This window comes from Flavobacterium sp. Root186 (assembly GCF_001428525.1).
In the GTDB taxonomy this organism is placed as follows: domain Bacteria; phylum Bacteroidota; class Bacteroidia; order Flavobacteriales; family Flavobacteriaceae; genus Flavobacterium.
Map to the genome: position 1 here is coordinate 36,255 of NZ_LMHW01000011.1, position 17,469 is coordinate 53,723.

8 protein-coding genes are annotated in these 17,469 nt (G+C 35.3%); 7 read left to right on the forward strand and 1 reads right to left on the reverse strand.

Going from position 1 to position 17,469, the window contains the following annotated elements; all coding sequences use genetic code 11:
• The first annotated feature begins 32 nt into the window (after nucleotides 1-32).
• The 5 genes from ASD98_RS09345 (at nucleotide 33) to ASD98_RS09365 (ending at nucleotide 8,266) form a co-directional block, all read left to right on the forward strand.
• Complete coding sequence (locus ASD98_RS09345; RefSeq protein WP_056203378.1) at nucleotides 33-1,400, forward strand: glycan-binding surface protein; 1,368 nt, start codon at nucleotides 33-35, stop codon at nucleotides 1,398-1,400.
• A 12-nt stretch (nucleotides 1,401-1,412) separates the two neighbouring features.
• Nucleotides 1,413-3,611, forward strand: coding sequence for an endo-1,4-beta-xylanase (locus ASD98_RS09350; RefSeq protein WP_056203380.1), 2,199 nt, complete (start codon nucleotides 1,413-1,415; stop codon nucleotides 3,609-3,611).
• An 82-nt stretch (nucleotides 3,612-3,693) separates the two neighbouring features.
• Nucleotides 3,694-5,322 (forward strand): DUF5597 domain-containing protein, encoded by a 1,629-nt coding sequence (locus tag ASD98_RS09355; protein ID WP_056203382.1) that lies wholly within the window; start codon nucleotides 3,694-3,696, stop codon nucleotides 5,320-5,322.
• A 196-nt stretch (nucleotides 5,323-5,518) separates the two neighbouring features.
• Nucleotides 5,519-7,432 carry a sialate O-acetylesterase gene (locus ASD98_RS09360; RefSeq protein ID WP_056203385.1) on the forward strand — a complete coding sequence of 638 codons (1,914 nt, stop codon included), beginning with the start codon at nucleotides 5,519-5,521 and terminating at the stop codon, nucleotides 7,430-7,432.
• Nucleotides 7,433-7,654: 222 nt separating this feature from the next.
• Nucleotides 7,655-8,266 (forward strand): DapH/DapD/GlmU-related protein, encoded by a 612-nt coding sequence (locus ASD98_RS09365; protein ID WP_056203388.1) that lies wholly within the window; start codon nucleotides 7,655-7,657, stop codon nucleotides 8,264-8,266.
• Between the two features lie 304 nt (nucleotides 8,267-8,570).
• Here ASD98_RS09365 and ASD98_RS09370 read toward each other — a convergent pair whose 3' ends face one another.
• Nucleotides 8,571-12,521 carry a two-component regulator propeller domain-containing protein gene (locus tag ASD98_RS09370; RefSeq protein ID WP_056203391.1) on the reverse strand — a complete coding sequence of 1,317 codons (3,951 nt, stop codon included), beginning with the start codon at nucleotides 12,519-12,521 and terminating at the stop codon, nucleotides 8,571-8,573.
• A gap of 390 nt (nucleotides 12,522-12,911) precedes the next feature.
• Here ASD98_RS09370 and ASD98_RS09375 point away from each other — a divergent pair, with 390 nt between their 5' ends.
• Nucleotides 12,912-15,920, forward strand: coding sequence for a TonB-dependent receptor (locus ASD98_RS09375; RefSeq protein WP_056203394.1), 3,009 nt, complete (start codon nucleotides 12,912-12,914; stop codon nucleotides 15,918-15,920).
• 17 nt (nucleotides 15,921-15,937) lie between these two features.
• Nucleotides 15,938-17,461: a RagB/SusD family nutrient uptake outer membrane protein gene (locus tag ASD98_RS09380; protein WP_056203397.1), complete on the forward strand. Its 1,524-nt coding sequence runs from the start codon at nucleotides 15,938-15,940 to the stop codon at nucleotides 17,459-17,461.
• The last annotated feature ends 8 nt before the right edge of the window (nucleotides 17,462-17,469 follow it).

Consider the following 17,469-nt stretch of genomic DNA (forward strand, 5'->3'; position numbering starts at 1 on the left):
TTTTGAAAAACAACAATCTAAAAAATATTAATATGAAATATATTTTAAATAAAAAATATTGGGCACCCATCGCACTGCTGGGAATAATGTTCTTTAGTACGCTATTTACTTCTTGTGACAATAACGATTCTGAAGGCGGAACCATAACCATATCAAAAGTTTTTCTGGAAGATGTAAACTCATCTGTTCCGGATAGAGAAGTGACTTTTGCCCGTTTAGGACAAGCTTTACGTATACAAGGTTCTGGTTTTACAGGTTTAAAAAGAGTGTACATCAACGGATATTTAACTTACTTCAATGTAGTTTTTGTATCTGATAATTCGATGCTGATCAATGTTTCTGCCGATACACCAATTTTAGAGGCAGATCCATCTGTAAGAAACACTATAAGATTTGTAAACGATAATAATGAAACTACATTTTCATTTGAAATTCGTTCAGGAAAACCTGCAATCACAAACATTTCAAACACAATGCCTAATGCTGGAGAAACCATAACTGTTTCAGGAACAGGTTTAACCGAAGTAAGTAAAGTAGTTTTCCCGGGAAATATCGAAGTAACAACAGGAATCACTTCAGATGAAGACGGTGAGTTTTTTACCGTGGTTGTACCAAATGGAGTTTCAGACAACGGAGGTTCGTTATTTGCAGAAACTTCAAACGGAGGTGTTTATTCGCCGGCATACTTCAACTTTAAAAAAGGTGTTTTACTAGATTTTGACGGAAGAGGACAGCACGGTTATTGGGGAACTTCTACGAGTATGATCCAGCCAGAAGATTTAGAATCACTTGCTTTAGGGACAGGAAATATTTCACAAGGGAAATACATACCGCACCGTCCGGCAAGAATTGCTTCTTTTGATGCGGCTAAAAACAGATGTTCTGAAGTTTGGACAGCAGGAAACGGAGTCGATAACTGGAGAACACAATTAACACCCTATATTCCGGCAAGCACACCGCTGGACAAAGTAGCATTACAGTTTGATGTATACGTTCCCGATGCCTGGAAAGATTCCGGATTCTTAAAAATATGCATGGTTAATAATTTTAATGGAGGAGAATGGACAGGAGCTGTTTATAATTATGTGCCGTGGATTGTTGACGGAAAATCGGTTGCTTTTCAAACTACAGGATGGACAACGGTTACTATTCCGCTAAATAAATTTTATGCATGGTCTAAAGAAGCATTCACTTTTGAAACAGTTTTAGCATATCGTGAAGCTGCAACGTATCAAAATTTCGGCTTTTTCTTTGAAAATTCTGATGTAAAACTAAAAGACGTTACAGGAACTGCAAGTGAAGTAGAATTTGCTTCAAAACCAACTTCAGTAAAAGTGTACACAGACAACTGGAGAATTGTATCCTTAGATACTCCGGTTTACAATGATTTTGCTAACTAAAAAAATACCAAAATGAAATATAAATATATAATACCAGTAATTGCTTCATCCTTAATGCTTCTGGCATCCTGTGATGATAATTTAATGGAATGGGAAAAAGATCCTGAGCATGGCGAGGTTACAGGAGCAGAACTTCCATTAGAATTAGTAGAAAAAATAAGCCGATACGAGCCTTTGAAAACCTACACAGATTTTGTTTTAGGAAACGGAATTGGTGCCGATTTATACATGACCGATGCAGCCTATCGTAAAATTGTGAACGATAACTTTGATGAGGTTACGCCGGGTTATGAAATGAAACACGGAGCAATGGTAAACTCTAAAGGTGAAATTAATTTTAGCAATGTAGATGCCTTTATTGCCGAAACAAAAAAAGCAGGATTAAAAGTTTTCGGTCATACTCTGGTTTGGCATTCGAATCAAAATGCGAGTTATTTAAACAGTATTATTGCGCCAACTGTAATTCCCGGTTCAAGCGGAACGAATACATTAGATGTAGCAGGTTTAAAAAACGGAACATTTACAAACTGGGCAAGAAACAATCCCGGAAAAGGAATTTCTATTGTGGCAAATGAAGGACTTGCAACGGGTTCGCAAGCTATTAAATTAGAATCAAGTGCGACATCTGCAGCGGCTTATAGTCTGCAGTTAACCTCTCCGAATGTATCGATTGTAAGCGGTCACAATTATGAGATTTCTTTTTACATTAAATCAGATGTAACCGGAAAAGGACGTATTTCTTTCAACGCTTCATTAACCAACCAATATCCGTATAAAGACTGGTTCAGCACGGGCGGATCTTGGACAGAAGCTTTTGCAACAACATCAGCATGGCAGCAGGTTAAAATTAAATTAGCTCCCGGAGATTTTGTTGGCGGAAGCACCAATTTCAAGTTCAATATCGATTTAGGATATCTGCCAAATGTGACGTATTTAATTGATGTAAATACGATTGCAGTTGTAGATCTTGATGCCGCAGCAACAGTTACAAATTTGGTTGCCAATGGTAATTTTAATACAGATATTAGCGGATGGTCAAAATACAATGGTGCTAATGATGCTTTAAGCGCTGCAGGTGCAGCCAATGCATATGAAGGAAACGGAGCGATGAAAGTTGTAAACGCAACTTCGGATGCAGCAAATCAATGGAAAACACAGATTCATGCTGATTTTACATCAGTCTTAACATCAGGAAAAGAATATACAATTTCGTATATGATTCGTTCTGAAGCAACTGGTTCTGTACGATGTTCAACAACAGGAACAACAGCTCATTATCAAGGAGATCAGGCAACAACGCCAACATGGAAATTAGTGGAATGGAAATTTACCGGAAATGGAACAGAAACAGGTTTAAACTTTGATTTAGGAGGAACTGCCGGAACTTATTACATAGATAATGTTTCAGTAACGGATGGATCATCAGGCGGAGGACCAACAGCACCAATAACCATCGATAAAACCGATGCCGAGAAAACAAAAATCATTGGAGACGCAATGGCCGACTGGATTTCTAAAATGATGACACACTACAAAACAAGCGTTTTTGCCTGGGATGTTGTAAATGAACCAATGAAAGAAGACGGAACATTAAGAACAGGAAATGAAAGTGATACCGCAGCTGATTATTTTTCATGGATAAAACACCTAGGAAAAGATTACGCTGTAACGGCATTCAAAATGGCCCGTCAATACGGAAATGCAACAGACAAACTTTTTATCAACGATTATAACCTAGAATCGAGATTAGACAAATGCGACGGATTGATTCAATATGTTGAATATATAGAAAGTCAGGGCGGAAAAGTAGACGGAATAGGCACGCAAATGCATATTGGTTTAACTACAGATAAAGATAAAATTGCTCAAATGTTCCAAAAACTGGCAGCAACAGGAAAATTGATTAAAATTTCTGAATTAGATGTTCGATTAGGAACAAATGCTCCAACCGTTGCACAGCAGGCATCACAGGCAGAAATGTATCAGTATGTGGTGGATATGTATAAAAAACATATTCCGGCAGCGCAGCAATACGGTATTACAGTTTGGGGAGTTTCTGATAACTCTAAAGAGCATGAATTCTGGCTTCCGGACGAATCTCCAAATCTTTGGGATGCAAATTACGTTCGTAAACACGCCTATAAAGGAACCGCTGATGGTCTTGCAGGAAAAGATGTAAGTAAAGATTTTTCAGGAGAGTTGGTTAAGTAAGTTAAGTGTAGTCTTAATCCATAATATGAATCCGAAAGGATTTGTATTATGGATTATTTGTTTTTAATTTTAAAATAATCAGATGTTTACGTTCCCAAAAAATACAATTGTTTTCTTGTTTTTTGCTTTTTTACAATTCGGATATGCTCAGGAAAAAATACCGCATCTTCAAAAAAAAGGAAATAAAACACAGCTCATTGTCAACGACAAACCTTTCATTATTCGCGGTGGAGAATTAGGCAATTCTTCGGCAACTACTATGGAAAGTATGGAACCCATTTGGGAAAAATTGACAAACATGAACCTCAACACGGTTTTAACTCCGGTTTACTGGGAATTAATAGAAAAGGAAGAAGGTAATTTTGATTTTTCGTTAGTGGATAATTTGATTTTAAGAGCCCGAAAAGAAAACCTAAAACTCGTATTTCTTTGGTTCGGATCATGGAAAAACAGCATGTCAAGCCATGCACCGGAATGGGTAAAATTAAACCAGAAAAAATATCCGAGAATAAAAGACGACAAAAATAAAAGTCATGAAATTCTAACACCTTTTAGCGAAGAAAACCTGCAAGCCGATTTAAAAGCTTTTCAAAAACTAATGTCCCACATTAAAGATTTCGACCAAAAAGAACAAACTGTAATTATGGTTCAGGTCGAAAACGAAATCGGAATGCTGCCAATCGCCAGAGATTATTATCCTTTAGCCAATGAAGCTTTCAAAAAAGAAGTTCCAAAAGAATTCATTCAATATTTACAGAAAAATAAAGAAAAACTAGTTCCTGAATTCTCAGCAATCTGGAAGAAAAACGGATTTAAAACAACTGGAAACTGGGAAGAAATCTTCGGAAAAAGCCTTCAGACCGATGAGGTTTTCATGGCTTGGTATTTTTCAAAATTCACCAATACTATTGCCAAAGCCGGAAAAGACGCTTACCCAATTCCGATGTTTGTAAACGCAGCTTTAAATGCGCCAGAAAAAAAGCCCGGAGAATATCCAAGCGCAGGTCCGCTGCCGCACGTAATGGATGTTTGGAAAGCAGCCGGAAACTCGATAGATTTTCTTTCACCGGACTTTTATAATCCGTCATTCAAACAATGGAATGATTTATTTACACGACAAGGCGATCCGTTATTTATTCCCGAACATCGTTTTGATGAAACTGCACCTTTTAAAGGTTTATACGCAATTGGACATTATGAAGCCATTGGTTTTTCGCCTTTTTCGATAGAATCTGTAACCGATGCCAAAAAAGAACCACTCGGAAAAATTTACGATTTAGTACAGCAGTTAACACCAACTATTGAAGCCAATAAAGGACAAGGAAAAATAGACGGCGTTTTGTTAGATAAAGAAAACAATACACAGATAGTTAATTTAGGAAACTACGAATTTACCTTTAAACACGATTACACCTTAAATTGGTCAGACGGCGCAAAAGCAGAAACCTGGCCAGCATCAAGTGCCATAATTATAGAAATCGCACCCAATGAATTTTACATCGCAGGTTCCGGAATTGTTGTGACTTTTAAACCTTTAAAAAACAAAAACGGCAACGCAGGAATATTAAAAACAGATCAGGGAAAATTTGAAAACGAAAAATGGAGAACCATCAGGCATTTCAACGGAGATCAAACCCATCAGGGAAGGCATCTGAGAATTTCAGCAGGCGATTATGAAATTCAAAAAATAAAACTATACATTTATGATTAGTTTTTTTCGCCACGAATTTCACGAATTGGCACTAATTTTTTAATATTAAATTCAATTTCACAAATCAAAAAAATCGTGAAATTCTATAAATAACACAAAGTAGAGATTAGTGCCAATTCGTGAAATTTGTGGCGAAAAAAATCAGCATCAATTCGTACAATCTGTATAATCCGTGGGCAAAAACAAACAATATTATATGAGAAAAACAATAGTACTAATTGCATTAGCGATAGGTTTTGCAGCCAATGCTCAAATAAAACTCCCAAGACTAATAAGCGACGGAATGATATTGCAGCGCGATACAAAAGTCAATATCTGGGGCTGGGCGTCACCAAAAGAAAAAATCGAGCTTGATTTCAATCACAAAATATACAAAACTACTACCTCCGAAGACGGAAAATGGTTAATCGAACTTCCATCACAAAAAGCAGGCGGACCTTACGAAATGACCTTAAAAGCTTCCAACACAATTACCCTAAAAAATATCCTTTTTGGCGATGTTTGGGTTTGTTCCGGTCAATCAAATATGCAGCTGTCGATGGAACGGCTTAAAGATAAATATCAGGAATATATCGCTAAAGCGGAGAATCCAAACATCAGACAATTTCTAGTTCCCAATCAATATTTTTTTGAAAGAGAAAATACCGATTTTTCTTCCGGAGAATGGATTGCAGCAAACCCAAACAGCGTTTTGAAATTCTCTGGAGTGGCATATTTTTTCGCTTTAGAAATCTATGAAAAATATAAAATTCCAATTGGGCTAATCAATTCCTCTTTAGGCGGTTCTCCCGCAGAAGCCTGGATCAGCGAAGAAAACATTAAAAAATTCCCGGATTATTATCAGGAATATTTAAGATTTAAAGACGGAAGTCTGGAAAAGCAAATCGAGGAAAACGACGATAAAGTAAGTTCAGACTGGGACAAACTACTAGATGAAACAGATCCAGGACTAAAAAATAAATGGGCAGCTGAAATCGATAATTCCGATTGGAAAACGATGAACGTTCCCGGATATTGGGCAGACGGTGAACTCGGAAATATAAACGGTTCGGTTTGGTTTAAAAAAGAATTTACACTGGAAAAAATAAAAGAAAATCAGGCTAAAATTATTTTAGGAAGAATCGTCGATGCCGATTCGGTTTTTGTAAACGGAAATTTTGTTGGCACAACTTCCTATCAATATCCGCCGAGAATTTATTCTTTTAATGCCAATATTTTAAAAGAAGGAAAAAACGAAATTACCGTTCGGGTTATCAGTAATTCGGGAAAAGGCGGTTTTGTATTTGATAAACCATATGAACTAATCATTGGCGATCAAATCCTTGATTTAAAAGGAATTTGGAAATACAAATTAGGTTCAAAAATGTTACCGCTTCCGGCACAGACCTTCGTCAGATTGAAACCAGTCGGACTTTATAATGCGATGATTGCGCCTCTTAAAAATTATACCATAAAAGGCGTGCTTTGGTATCAGGGCGAATCGAGTACCAAAAAGCCATCAGAATATCTTCCTTTAATGGAAACCTTGATTGGGAACTGGCGAGCGCAATGGAAACAGGAAAAACTGCCTTTTTTATTCGTTCAGCTGACCAATTATATGGAAACAAAATCAGAACCGGTCGAAAGTAATTGGGCCGCTTTAAGACAACAGCAACTGAATACCCTAAAAGTTCCTAATACGGGAATGGCTGTAATAATCGATGCAGGCGAGTGGAACGATATTCACCCTTTAAACAAATACGATGTTGGGAAAAGATTGTCACTTCAAGCAAGAAAATTGGTTTATGGCGAGAAAAATTTAGTCGCTTCTGGACCGCTTTTCAAATCAATAAAAAAAGAAGGGAACAAGTTAATTCTAAGTTTTTCAGATGTTGGAACAGGACTACAAATCAAAAATGGAAATGTATTAAAAGAATTTGCAATCGCCGGTAATGATGGAAAATTCGTCTGGGCAAAAGCAATTATCGACGGCGATAAAGTTATCGTTAGTAATGATTCCATTTTAAATCCAGAGAAGGTGAGATATGCCTGGGCAGATAATCCGGCAGAAGCCAATTTATACAATAAAGAAAATTTGCCTGCATCGCCTTTTGAAGCAGATATTAAATAATTTTCAAACCCATTATATATATTCAATTGCCTCCAGCTAAAGCAGGAGGCAAGTTATTTACACCCATTTTATTCCGTAGAGACGCACAGCAGTGCGTCTAACACAACGGATAGCACTAATTTAAAGATTTGTAGTTTGTTTTTTAAATAGTAAAAATTCAGGTTTTCGAAAATGTTATCTTTATAAATTAAATAAAACCTTCTCTTTTTAAATTTATAAACCATGATAAAGCCAATTGATTTCATAGATAACTTTGATTTTTACTTTCCAGATTATACAACTACTGGACCTTGGAATATTGTCAACGAACTGGATAAGATACTCTTAGGAAAAATAAAACAACTTTCAGCTGATTATAAGATAGAAGAAACAGTTGCCATACACAAAACAGCGGTAATAGAAGAAGGAGTAACCTTAAAAGGAACAGTTATCATTTCTGAAAATTGTTATGTTGGTGCGCACGCTTATTTACGCGGCCCAATATTATTAGGGAAATCTGTAAAGATTGGCCCAGGATCCGAAATAAAGCAATCGTTTATTTCTGATAATTCGGCTGTCGCACATTTTAATTATATAGGAAACAGTCTGATTGGTCAAAACATTAATTTTGAAGCTGGCTCTATTTGTGCCAATCATTACAACGAAAGAAAAAACAAAAACATTTCGGTTAAATACAAAGAGAATATTATTAATACCCATTCGGATAAATTCGGGTCATTGCTGGGAGATAATTCTAAAGTTGGTGCGAATGCGGTTTTATCGCCGGGGACAATTTTAGAGAAGAATACGATTGTGAAGCGATTACAGTTGATTGAACAATTGATTGAAGAATAAAACTTTGTGCATAAGACGCACTGCTGTGCGTCTCTAGAATATGCTTTGTGTTGATATTTTTTAATTGCCTCCAGCTTTAGCTGGAGGAATAAAGTGTGTTGTTTGCAAGGCTTTAGCCAAACGTCAAAGTTCGGCTAAAGCCTTTTTTTGTTTTTATAAGTTAACCTCCAGTTAAAGCAGGAGGCAAATGATTTACACCCATTTTATTCTGTAGAGACATACCGCAGTGCGTCTACGCAACGTAACAACGAATATCGACGATTGTAAATGAAAAACAAAACTTCTCACATTTCACAAATCATATTTACTTATTCATAGCAATATATTCCGAAGGCGTCATCGTAAAATGCTTCTGGAAATTACGTCCAAAACTCGTTTGCGATTTATAACCCACCATTTCCGCAATCTCATACATTTTGTAATTCTCGTTTAAAAGCAATTCTGCGGCACGTTTTAAGCGTACAAGATTAATCAACTCATTCGGACTCAAATTCGAAATGTCTTTAATTTTTCGGTATAAAGTGGAACGGCTCATATTCATAATTTCCGCCAGAGATTCTACACTTAAATCAGAATCAGTAATATTTTTCAGGATTTCTTCGTCTAGTTTTTTCAGGAACTTTTCGTCGGTTTTGTTGTGTGCAATGCTTTTAATGTGCGAAAGCGGAGAACTCGCATAATAATTCATAATCTGCTTTCTGTTTTCGATTAGATTATTCACCTGAACTTTTAAATAATCCACTGAGAAAGGTTTCGCGATATACGCATCGGCACCCACTTCAAGACCGTCAATCTGTGATTTCAGTGAGTTTTTGGCGGTAAGCAAAATCACCGGAATATGACTTGTTTCTAAATTTGTTTTAATCTCTTTACACAATGTAATCCCATCCATAATTGGCATCGAAACATCACTTATAACCAATTGAATATTCTCGTTATGAATTATTTTTAAAGCATTTTCGCCATTATCCGCTTTTAGAATGGTGTAAAACGGAGCTAATTCAGCCGTAATAAAATTCAATAAATCTTCATTGTCTTCAACGACTAAAAGCTGTGGTTTTTCATGCTTATTTTCAATTTCAATTGTTTCAGATTCCGTTTCTGTTTCTTCTTTTTCAGACTCGTTATAAAACATAAATTCTTCTTCCTGACGAAGCGGAACTACAAGTTCAAAAATATTCACTTTTGAATCCGGAATCACCTGCAAGTTTCCGTTATGTAATTGTGTTAACGAATGCGCAAGTGAAAGCCCGATTCCAGTTCCCGAAGTCGTATCCATGTTATCAACTCTGAAAAATGGCTCAAAAATTTTATCTTTTAAATGAAACGGAATTAAATTCCCATCATTTTTTACAATTAAAGTCAGTTTCTTTTCATCTCTAAAAAGTGTGATCGAAGCTTTATCTGTAGAATATTTAATGGCATTGCTCATCAAATTGCTCAGGATTTTTTTGAAAGCTTCTTTATCTACAAAAGCAAAAATGTCTTTTTCTCCCAACTCCAGTTCAAATTCAATTCCTCGTTCTTCAATTAATTGGCTGAATCTCAAATGTAAATTCCGAACCATTGACGAAATATTCGCTTCCACGAAAGTGAGTTTTAAACCGCCAATTTCTGATTTTCTAAAATCCAGTAATTCATTTACCAGTTTTAATAAACGCGAGGTGTTTTTCTTCATTATCGAAAGATTCTGCGGTACTTCGGGCAATATGTGATCCATAACCAACAGTTTCTCCAAAGGCCCTTTTATCAGTGTCAAAGGCGTTCTGATTTCGTGCGCTACATTGGTAAAAAAGTCAATTTTTGCCTGATAAATTTCTTTCTCTTTTTCATCGTTTAAATGCTTTATTTTTCGGTTATGTTTAATCTGAGTAAGATTTTGCGAATAACGAATGATGTAATAAAACGAACCGCATATCAACAGAAAATAGAAAAAGTATGCATAAGAACTTGCCCAAAACGGCGGCAGAATCCTGATTTTTAATTCCACTTCTTTACTCCAAACGCCAAAACTATTCAACGACTTTACTTTAAAAACATAATCGCCCGGCGCCAGTTCCGTAAAGAATACTTTGTTGTTTCGTTCCAGATAAACCCAGTCATTGTTTACGTTTTCAAGTTTATACCAATATTCGGTAAGTTCCGGTGCCGTATAATTTAATGAAGCAAATTCAAGATTAAACGACGACTGGCTGTTGTTGAGTTCCAGTTCATCAATATGTGAAATAGATTGTTTTAAAGGCGAATCATTTTCATTGGCATCAATATCCTTATTATTAATCTGAAGATTGGTAATAAAAATCGAAGGCGTGTATTTGTTTTTGGTAAAATTTTTCGGGTTGAAACTGATCATCCCATTTAAATTTCCGAAATACATATCGCCATTCGAATCCTCAAAAGCCGATGCGTAATTAAACTGATCGCTCAGTAAACCATTTGCTGTTGTATAAATTTTAATGCTTTTGTGATCCGGGCCAAACTTAACCAAACCTTTAGAAGTCGTAAGCCATAAATTTTTAGTTTCGTCTTCTAAAATCGAATAAACGACATTACTCGGGAATCCGTTTTTGGTTGTGAATTTTTTAAAAGTTCTTGTTTTTTTATCGAATAAATCCAGTCCGTTTTCGGTAGCAAACCATAAATTTTTAAAACTGTCTTCAAAAATATAATTAATTGAATTATTACTGATTCCGTTTGGATTTTTGTAATCATAAATAAAAACCTCTTTCTTTTTGGTTTTCGGATTATAATAAAACAAACCATCGCGATAACTTCCCGCCCATAAATTTCCGTCGCTGTCTTCTTTGTAAGTCGTGTAATGTGTAGTTTCGGGAAAAGTTTTTAAAGTTTCAAAATTGTCATTTTTTTCATTGTATAAATAAAGTCCCATTGTGGTAATAACTATCAGCTCCTCTTTTTTAGTTTCATAAAAAGAAAAAATGAAATTACTGCGCAATCCCGACGCAGGATTATTAGCACTGTAGTGTCGTATAACGTTACCCGAATTTCGGTCTAAAACATCCAAACCATGCTCAAAAGTTCCCACCCAGATTTTATCTTTTCTGGGCATTAAAGCATGGATGTTATAATAAGAAACACTGTTTTTACTTCCGTTTGGTAAATAAGATGTAAACTGCTGTGTTTTAGGATTAAATCGGTTTAAACCGGCATCTTCGGTTCCTATCCACAAATCGCCTTTGTCATCTTTATGAATTTCCCTAACGGCGCTTCCGCTGATGGAATTCTGTCCTTTCTGCGGAAAATATTTTTTGAATTGAGTGTATTGCTTTTGATGGTAATTGATTCCTCCAAAATACGTTCCCACCCAAATTCCGTTTTCCTTATCGATAGTTATAGAATATGCCGCATTGTCTGAAATCGCATACGGATCATTATAATTTTTTCGGAGATTAATGCTGGATTTCGTTTTTAGATTGTAAACATAAACTCCGGATTCGCTGGCAATCCAAAGTTCGTCATTGCCTCTCTTTTTAAATTGGCGGACATAGACAGGTTTTTTTGTCGAAAATTCTAAACTCGAAGTTGTTTTATTGTGAATGTTATAAAGCAAAACACCGTCGTCTTGCGTACCAATCACGATATTGTTTTTATCTAAAGCATAAATAATGGTAATTCTAAAATTTGCAGAACTTGCCGGAGGCACAATCGGAATGTTTTCAAACGAAAGATTTTCTTCAGAATAACGATACACTTTATTTAAAGAAGAAGCCCAGATTTGACCATTTGCATCTCTTGAAATCGAAGTGGCTATAAAATACTTATTCGGATTAAAAGTTTTAGTTTCCTTTTTTGTTGTCGAATATTTATAGAGAATATTTCCGGAGATAAACCAGATATTTCCGTTTTTATCATGATTAATATCGTTGATACGATCGTTAATCGCTTCGTTTAAAACCGTAAACTGATCTGTTTTTTTATCGTATTGATACAGACCTTTATCTGTTCCTACCCAAATTACACCTTTATATTCATGTAATGACTGAATGTAATTGCTTCCTAAACTGTGAATTGGGTCAGCATTACTTCTGTAAGTTTTAAAACGATAACCGTCAAATCGGTTTAAACCATCTTTTGTTCCAAACCACATAAAGCCATCTTCATCCTGTAATGAAGTCAAAACCGTGTTGTTAGAAAGTCCTTCTTCAACCTGAAAATGTTTGAAATAATATTCCTGTGCCTGAATAAAATTTATCGAAAAAAGCGAAAAAAATAATAAAAGAAAGAATTTACGCATAGTTGTGTTTTTTAGGATAAAACAAGGGCTTATTCAAATCGTGTCAATATTCAACAAAATGTTGCAAGCCGCTATATTTCTGATCTTTTTTATACAATTTGAATCATTTGAGATAGAAATTGACACAAATGAATCATTTTATTTTGAATTAAAATCATCTACTTTGAATTTTCAAACAAATCATATTGATAATTTTTAGGCTAAAAAAATACAGCATCAATAAAATAAAGTTTGAAAAAATACACCATTAATAATTTTGAATTAAAATGAACACATTATTATTATTGAGCAATATTAATTATTTTTTTGCTCGCATCAGAGATGATTAGAATTTTTAAAAAACAATTGTAAAACCAACCAAAAAATGAAAACTATCTAAATGACAAATCAATGAAAACAAAGATCACTCAAATTTTAAAGCAGAGATATTACCTCTTGTTTTTCTTTAGTTTATTATTACAACAAACGTATGCACAACAGCAAATAACCATAACGGGAAAAGTAGTTTCTGCAACAGGAGAATCAATTCCGTTTGCTAACGTTGTCATAAAAAACACAAAAAATGGTGCAGTTACCGATTTTGACGGAACATACAAAATAGCGGCAGCGGGAAACCAGACACTGGTTTTTAGTTCACAAGGCTATAAAACAACAGAAATTGAAATCAATAACAAAACTTCTATCAATGTTACTTTACAAGAAGATGCAATGAAATTGGATGAAATTGTAGTTGTAGGTTACGGTTCACAGCAGAAAAAAGACCTTACAGGAGCTGTTTCGCTGGTAAAAGCTACAGAAATTCAAAAAAGACAGGTGACTACTGTTGCTGATGGATTACAAGGTTTAGTCACAGGAGTTAAAGTTCGCGGCGGCGGACGCCCGGGACAGGAAGCCAGTGTAGAGATCCGTGGTCTTAAAAATCTTCAAAACACAAATCCATTATATGTAATTGATGGGTTAGTTACTTCGGCAAACAGAGATTTTAACCCAAATGATATTGAAAGCATTCAGGTTTTAAAAGATGCATCTGCTGCAGCAATCTATGGTTCAAGAGCAGCAAATGGTGTAATTATTATTACCACAAAAAAAGGTAAAAAAGGGCCGCTTCAAATTGATGTTTCTGCAAAAAGCAGTTTTACAACTATGCCGCGCTATGATTTGGCGGGAACTGAAGAGTTTGCCAGATTAAATAATATGGCTTACGATAATGCCGGAATGACAAGACAAAACCTGAATATGGCAGTTAATACAGACTGGCAGGATGCAGTTTTTAGAACAGGAATGATGCAGGATTATAATGCCAGCGTTTCTGGTGGGAATGAAAACTCTACATTCTTTATGTCGGGGAATTATTTTGGAAATGAAGGAACGGTAATCGGAACTGATTTTGACAGAATTTCATTCCGTGTAAATTCAAGCGGAACAAAAGGGATTTTCAGTATTGGAGAAAACTTAGCGATCAGTAATTCTAAAACAGATGAAATGTCTGGAAATCCAATTATTGATGTGTACAGAATGACACCAACAATTCCGCTTTACGACGCATCTAATCCTGGAGGATATGGTTACGGTAAACAAGGTGTTGCAGATACTTTTGGAACAAACCCTCTTGCAATTGCTGATTTTGCCAATACGATCAACGAAAATTTCAGAATTAGAGGAAATATCTGGTCTGAACTAAAATTTGCTCCATGGTTGAAATATCGTTTCAATTTTGGATATGAAACTAGTTTTGACTCTTATAAATTCATGAGAAAAGTAGGGAACTGGACGTTAAATCAACCGATAGACCCATCTCAGACAGATCAAAATAAAGGAAGATCACAAACAACATTGTTCGAAAACACTTTGACTTTCAAAAAAGAATTTGGAAAACATGATATAACAGTTTTAGTTGGTCAGACTTTTCAAAAAGACAAATACGATCAAATTTATGGAACAAAAAGAAACCTGCCAATAAACTCCGGAAATGGACAATATTATGAGGTTTTAAACCAAGGAGATTCGCCAGTGGTTGGTGGTTTTATTAATGAAGCAGCTCTTGCATCTTATCTTGGAAGAATTGAATACAATTATGATAACCGTTATTTATTAAATGCTGTTTTAAGACGCGACGGATCATCAAGGTTTAGTGATGCAAACAAATGGGGAAATTTCCCTTCTGTTTCAGCAGGATGGAGAATAAGCAACGAATCATTTTTTAAATCAGAGTTCATTAAAGATTTAAAATTAAGAGCGAGTTATGGAGAATTAGGTTCTGGAAATATTAAAGAGTACGAATACAAAAGTTTCGTTAATAATTTTGGACAGATTGTGTTAGGAAACGATCAGAATTTATATCCTTCTGCAACTCAGGTAAAATTGTCAAATTCACAACTACGCTGGGAAAAATTAAAACAAACCAACATAGGATTAGATCTTGGTGTTTTAAATAATGATTTACGCCTTACAGCAGATTATTTTATTGCCCGTACAGAAGATGTATTATTTGGATTTCCAATTTTATTAACGACAGGAAATGATGGAGGAAATCCAATTTCTAATGCTGCAACTGTCGAAAATAAAGGTTTTGAATTAGAATTAGCTTACAGCAAAAAAATCAATGAATTCTCGTTTAATGCTTCTGTCAACTTTACAAAAGTTAACAACAAACTAGTTTCACTAGGTAACGGTCAAAATGAAAATATTTCCGGAAATACGATCACAAGAGCTGGTATGCCAGTAGGAATGTGGTATGTTTTACAAACTGATGGATTGTTTCAAAATCAGCAGGAAATTGATAACTATAAAAATGCTAATGGACAAGTAATTATGCCAAATGCTGTTCCTGGAGATATTCGTTTTAAAGATACTAATGGCGACGGACAAATTACAAGTACAGATAAGTCTATTGTTGGAAGCCCATGGCCAGAATTCGAAATGGGGTTAAATGCAGGAGCAGAATATAAAGGTTTTGATTTTTCTATGAACTGGATCGCTTCTCACGGGGCAACTGTTTATAACGGATTTAGAAGTGTTGTAGACAGATTCGATGACAATAGTAATTACAGAGCCGGGATCCAGCCTTGGACACCTGAAAACCCAAATACTGATTTTCCTAGAATAACAAAAGGTTCAACTTTAAATTCAAGAGGAGACAGCGACCGTTTCTTAGAAAATGGAGATTTTATCCGTCTAAAATACATCGGATTTGGTTATAACCTGCCTCAAAGTGTCTTGAAAAATTCAGGTATTTCGAGAGCAAGATTAACATTATCGGCACAAAATATTATTACAATTACTAAATATAAAGGTTTAGATCCTGAATTTACAAACAGTAATATTTTTGAAAGAGGCGTTGATAATGGTGCTTTCCCAAATCTTCAAACTTATTCTTTTGGTGTTGATTTTAGCTTTTAATTTAAAAAAATAGCATAATGAAAAAAATAATAATAATAACCGCAGCTTTTCTGGGTCTTGTTTTTACAGCTTGTGAAAGTGAATTAGACCTGAACAGCCCAAATGATATTACAGTAGACCAATATTGGAAAACTGAAAGTGATGCTCAGGCTGGTGTAAACTCAATTTACGCTATGTTTTACAAAGATGGTCTTTGGGCAAGATGGATGTATTTTCGTTTAGATTTGACTTCTGATGAAGGGTATAGTGTTAGTCCATGGACAGAATTAGCAGATTGGACTCGATTTAATTATATCAATTATAATTTTTGGGAAGGAAATGCGGTGACATGGAGAGATACCTACAAAGCCATTTTTAGATGTAATCAGGTTTTAGCGAATGTTCCGAATATCGCATTTCAAAATGAAGATGATAAAAAGAAAATCATTGCTCAGGCTAAATTTTTAAGAGCAATGCATTATTACTATGCAGCAGTAATCTGGGAAGATATTCCGTTAGTTTTAGATCCATCTACACCAGCAGATTTGCCACAACAAAAAAAGGTTGATGAAATCTGGGCTCAGGTTGAAAAAGATCTGAACGAAGCTTTTGTGGATTTACCAGCACAATGGCCATCTGATCAAACAGGAAGACCCGATAAAGGAGCAGCCAAAGCATTTTTAGCAAAATTATACATGCAGCAGCACAAATGGCCAGAAGCCAAAACGGCTTTAGAATATTTGATTACAGGCCCAGGTGCAAGATATGGTCTGGTTACTAATTACAGAGATAATTTTACAGATGTAAACGAAAACAACAGCGAGTCTGTTTTTGAAATTCAGTTTGGAGATCAAAGAAAAGGAGGAACTGGTGAAGATCCAAATGCTGCAGTTTCCAGCAACCGTGGTCAGTTTTTTGCACCAAGAGGAATTGGATGGTCTGACGGACAAGCACGTTTATGGCTTGTAAATGCTTTCAAGGCCGAACAAAATAAAGATGGTGATCTTGATATTCGTTTAAGATGGACTTTATACTATCCGGAATTATTAGCTGATTTTGGAGATAAAACCTACGGAAGAAACTGGGAATGGAACAATAATGAAGCTTGGTTTAGAAAAGGAAGTCGTGATTATTACAGAAATAATGAAGATTATTACAGCCAGGTAAATTACAGATTAGTTCGTTATGCTGATATTTTGCTCCGCTACGCCGAAGTTTTGAACGAAACAGGAAATACAGCACTAGCTTATCAATATGTTGATTTAGTAAGAGCCCGTGTAAATATGAACACTTTAGCAGTTGCTCATCCTGAAATAGGAAATGATCATGATAAATTTTTAGAGCGTTTAAAAACAGAAAGAGTTTTAGAATTAGCCGGCGAAAGCGTGCGTTGGGAAGACTTAAAACGCTGGGGAGATTTAGATTCTCAAGCTTCTGTTGATAAAATTGCGCTTCGTGATCCAGATTTTAAAAACTTCAAAGTGGGTAAAAATCATAGAATGCCAATTCCACAAAGTGATGTAGATAATAATCCAAATCTGGAACAAAATTCAGGATATTAAAAACTAAT